Source organism: Microbacterium saccharophilum, from assembly GCF_007992455.1.
GTDB lineage: Bacteria > Actinomycetota > Actinomycetes > Actinomycetales > Microbacteriaceae > Microbacterium > Microbacterium saccharophilum.
Genome location: NZ_BKAH01000027.1, coordinates 1 through 3,330, shown reverse-complemented (window position 1 = coordinate 3,330; position 3,330 = coordinate 1). Strand labels below are relative to the sequence as shown.

The 3,330-nt window shown below is 70.8% G+C and carries 5 protein-coding genes; all 5 read right to left on the bottom strand.

What is annotated here, in order from left to right; genetic code table 11:
* Positions 1 to 20: 20 nt before the first annotated feature.
* The 5 genes from MSA03_RS14255 to MSA03_RS14240 are packed head-to-tail and all read right to left on the bottom strand — an operon-like array spanning position 21 to position 3,255.
* Positions 21 to 584 carry a hypothetical protein gene (locus MSA03_RS14255; protein WP_147051526.1) on the bottom strand — a complete coding sequence of 188 codons (564 nt, stop codon included), beginning with the start codon at positions 582 to 584 and terminating at the stop codon, positions 21 to 23.
* Positions 575 to 1,144 carry a hypothetical protein gene (locus tag MSA03_RS14430; protein WP_170245534.1) on the bottom strand — a complete coding sequence of 190 codons (570 nt, stop codon included), beginning with the start codon at positions 1,142 to 1,144 and terminating at the stop codon, positions 575 to 577. The genes MSA03_RS14255 and MSA03_RS14430 overlap by 10 nt, the downstream gene beginning before the upstream one ends.
* Positions 1,141 to 1,632: a hypothetical protein gene (locus MSA03_RS14250; RefSeq protein WP_028494809.1), complete on the bottom strand. Its 492-nt coding sequence runs from the start codon at positions 1,630 to 1,632 to the stop codon at positions 1,141 to 1,143. Before MSA03_RS14250 ends, MSA03_RS14430 begins: the two co-directional genes overlap by 4 nt.
* Positions 1,633 to 1,636: 4 nt before the next feature.
* Positions 1,637 to 2,926 (bottom strand): hypothetical protein, encoded by a 1,290-nt coding sequence (locus MSA03_RS14245; RefSeq protein ID WP_028494808.1) that lies wholly within the window; start codon positions 2,924 to 2,926, stop codon positions 1,637 to 1,639.
* The gene (locus MSA03_RS14240; protein WP_028494807.1) at positions 2,923 to 3,255 is read right to left on the bottom strand and encodes a hypothetical protein; all 333 of its coding nucleotides are present in this window, start codon (positions 3,253 to 3,255) and stop codon (positions 2,923 to 2,925) included. The genes MSA03_RS14245 and MSA03_RS14240 overlap by 4 nt, the downstream gene beginning before the upstream one ends.
* Between the last annotated feature and the right edge of the window lie 75 nt (positions 3,256 to 3,330).

The following is a 3,330-nucleotide window of genomic DNA, read 5'->3' as shown; positions in this document are numbered from 1 at the left end:
GGTGCGGAGGCAGCGCCCGGTCAGGCGAAGCGGATGGAGCGGAAGATGCCCGACAGCTCGTCCTGCACGGCCTCGAGGACCAGCGGGTCCTCGCTGAGGAAATCGAGCAGGAAGACGTAGCCGTCGCGGACCCCCAGGTGGCGGACCGCCCCGACGGTCACGTCCTCGATGTCCATCGTCACGACGGCCTGCACGGCGAGCGGGAACGCGGTGCCCTCGAGGGACGTCCACGTCTGCACCCGGCCTCCGATGCCGGCGCGCGCGAGCTGCAGCAGCTCGTCGGCGCTGCGTGCGGCGGAGTCCGTGACGTACAGGTGGGCGATGATGGCGGGACCGCCGACGTACTCGGTGCGCCAGAACCGCTCCATCGCACCGGGCAGGGGCCCGGGCATCGCCTGGAGGGTGAGCGCCGTGGCGCGCAGCTGGTCACGCGCCTCGGCCGGCACACCGGTCCCGGCCAGCAGGCTGTCGGTCAACTCGTCCGCCCAGGCGTCGGCATCCGGGAAGGAGCCCCACGGGAACTCCAGCGGCACGGGCAGCCACGTCGTCTCGAGGCTGAGCGTGTACGTGGGGGCTACCGCCATCGGAACGTCTCCATGATCGAGTCCACGAGTTCGGTCGCCGCCTCCACGAGAGAGGCGTCCGCACCGTCCGGGTAGGGGATGGATGCCGTGAAGATGAGGCCGCGGCGGTCGTCGGCATCCGGAAGCGCGAAGCCGTACCCGAGCGTGCGGGTGGTGATCCCCTCCGTCTCCCCCTCGCCGGGCTTGTCGGACTCCCAGCGCCGGATGGGGCCGATCGCGGTGTCGTAGACGTCGATCTGCGCGGGGGTGAGGTCGCGGATGCCGTCGCCGAAGGCGACACCGGCAGGCGCGACGTGCTGCCGCACGGCGAGCGAGACGGGGAGGTGGACGAGACCGTCGACCTCACGGTCGGCGAGGTAGACGCTGTGCGTGCGGGTCTGCGCCAGCTTCCGCCACTGGGCGTTCGCGAGCATCCGGAGCCGCACGTCGAGTTCGGGGTGCCCGACGTCCTTCATCCGCGCGGAGAGCTTGGCGATGAACTCCTTCCGGCCGTCCTCGTCCACGCGGTAACGCGACCAGCCGGGCGGCAGCATGATGTGGAACCCGGAGAGCGCGGTCACGCCGCCTGCCCCTGCGCGCGGCTCTTCGCCGCTGCTCCGGCGGCGCCGAGGAGCACGGCGCCCAGGGCGGCCGCACTGACGATCGCGGCGATCCACTGTCCGCCGACCGTGATGTCTCCCTCGCGCGTGCCACCGTCGGGGATGAGCACGGCGAACAGGATCGCGGCGATGATCGCCCCGACGAGCGGGCCGACCAGCCCGCGGAGCCCGGTCTCGTCGCCGGCGCGGGCCGTCACCGCGACGAGCAGCGCGAGGACGACGGACACGACGGCGAGGACGACGAGCACGACGGTGGGCACCGCGAACAGCGGGTAGGGCCGCACGGCATCCCATTTGGTGTCCATCGACGCGCTCACCTGACCACCGGAGAGGAGGAGCGAACCCACGAGGAAGACGACGAGGGCGGCCGGCGGGAGGATCGCGACGACGGCGAGGATCGTGCTCAGGACGGAATGGACGGAGCGCGCTCGCGCGGGGCTGTCTGTCACGGCGTCAGCTTACGCGGAGGTCGCGCAGGCCCGGGATCTCCGGCTGGGCGTCGGCGAGCCCGAGGCCGTCGATGAGGCTGAACCCTCCCCAGCTGATGACGTTCGCCCCCTGGCGGATGCCGCCGGGCAGCGACGCGGCCGTCGAGGACACGAACTGCTGCACACCGGGGTTACTGGCCCACGGGGAGTTGCGCACCGTGTTGAGGAAGGTCGAGACCTGCGCCGTCTCGGCTCCGCCGAGACGGATGGCCGCGAGAGGGTTGGTGAGCATGCCCGGCTTCGGCAGCGCGAGCCACGACCGCACCGGCGCGAACAGCGATCGTACCGGCGTCGCCCACGTGGTCGGTCGCAGGAGGGAGACGCGCGGCAGGCCGGCGCGGATGGCGGCTGTCACGGCCCCCCGGCCGCCCTGCACGACCGAGCCGAGCGCAGGCACGCCCCGCGAGAGCACCTTGCCGACGCCGAACGGAAGCAGGCCGACGGCGCTCCAGGCCACGTCGCTCAGACTCGCCCTCCCGTACGCGAACTTCAGCAGCGTGAGCAGCAGCGAGGCCGCGGCCAGCACGAGGAGGATGATGCCCAGGAGGCCGGTCAGGGGCGCGCCGATGATGAGCGCGATGATGCTGAGGACGACCAGGACGATCGCGATGACGTCGAGGAGGTCGTCCACGAACTCCCAGAAGCCGTCGTTGTTGTCGGCGGACTCGATCGCGTTCTCGATGCCGTCGACGGCGTCGTCGTAGGCGTCCGACCAGGCGTCGAAGACGTCGTCGAACGCTTTCCACATCTCGTCGCGGTGGATCCTCGCGGTCGTGAGGGCGGTCGCGGCGTCGTCGGCGGCATCCTCGGCGCGGGTGGCGGCGCGGGAGGCCGCGTCGTCGTCGGGGTCGGCGGCGGAGGCGCGGGTGGCGGCGAGGCTCTCCGCCCAGTCGGCATCCGCTTTCGCCTCCAGGGCCGCCTGATAGGCGTTCTCGGCCGACTCGACGTCGTCGATGTTGCTGCGCAGCCAGGTCTGCGCGGTGTCGAGCGCCTCACCGTACGCCGCCAGGCTCTTGCCGGTGCCGCGGTACCGCACGGCGGCGTCGGAGAGGTCGCCGTGCGTCTCGTTGGCCATCTCGGCGAGCTTGTCGGTGCCCTTGCTCTTGTGGATGGCGGAGTTGCCGATGTTCTTCAGGTGCGTGGCCGTCGTCTCCATCGTCGCGGCGAGGGTCTTCAAGCCCTCCCCGCGGCTGACGATGTCGGCCGCGTTGCCTTCGAGCTGACGGAGCGTGTGTCCCGTGTTCGGCGATTTCATCGGACTCCCCCGCGTGCGGTCACGTTCTGCGTGCTCGTGCTGCCTTCGAGATCGCTGGCGGTGGTGGTGTCCCACTCCTCCCAGCCGTCGATGATCGACGTCAGCTGGTCCTTGATGTTGGTGAGGTTCTCCTTGAGCTTGCCGCGCTTGTCGCGCCATGCCACCTCGAAGTCGATCACCTGGTTCAGCAGATCGCTGCGCCCGTCGGGCCGGGCGATCGCCGTCTCGAGGTCGTCATTGGTGTCGGCGGCCGCTTCGAACTCCGAAATGGACGATTCGAGACCGGCCTTCGCGTCCTTGAGCTGCTCGAGGTCGAGCATGATGTCCATCTGCGGCATCCTCCGTCAATGTGTGGTCGAGGGTGAGGGAGCGGCCCGACGGCCGCCCCCTCAGACGTCGAGCGT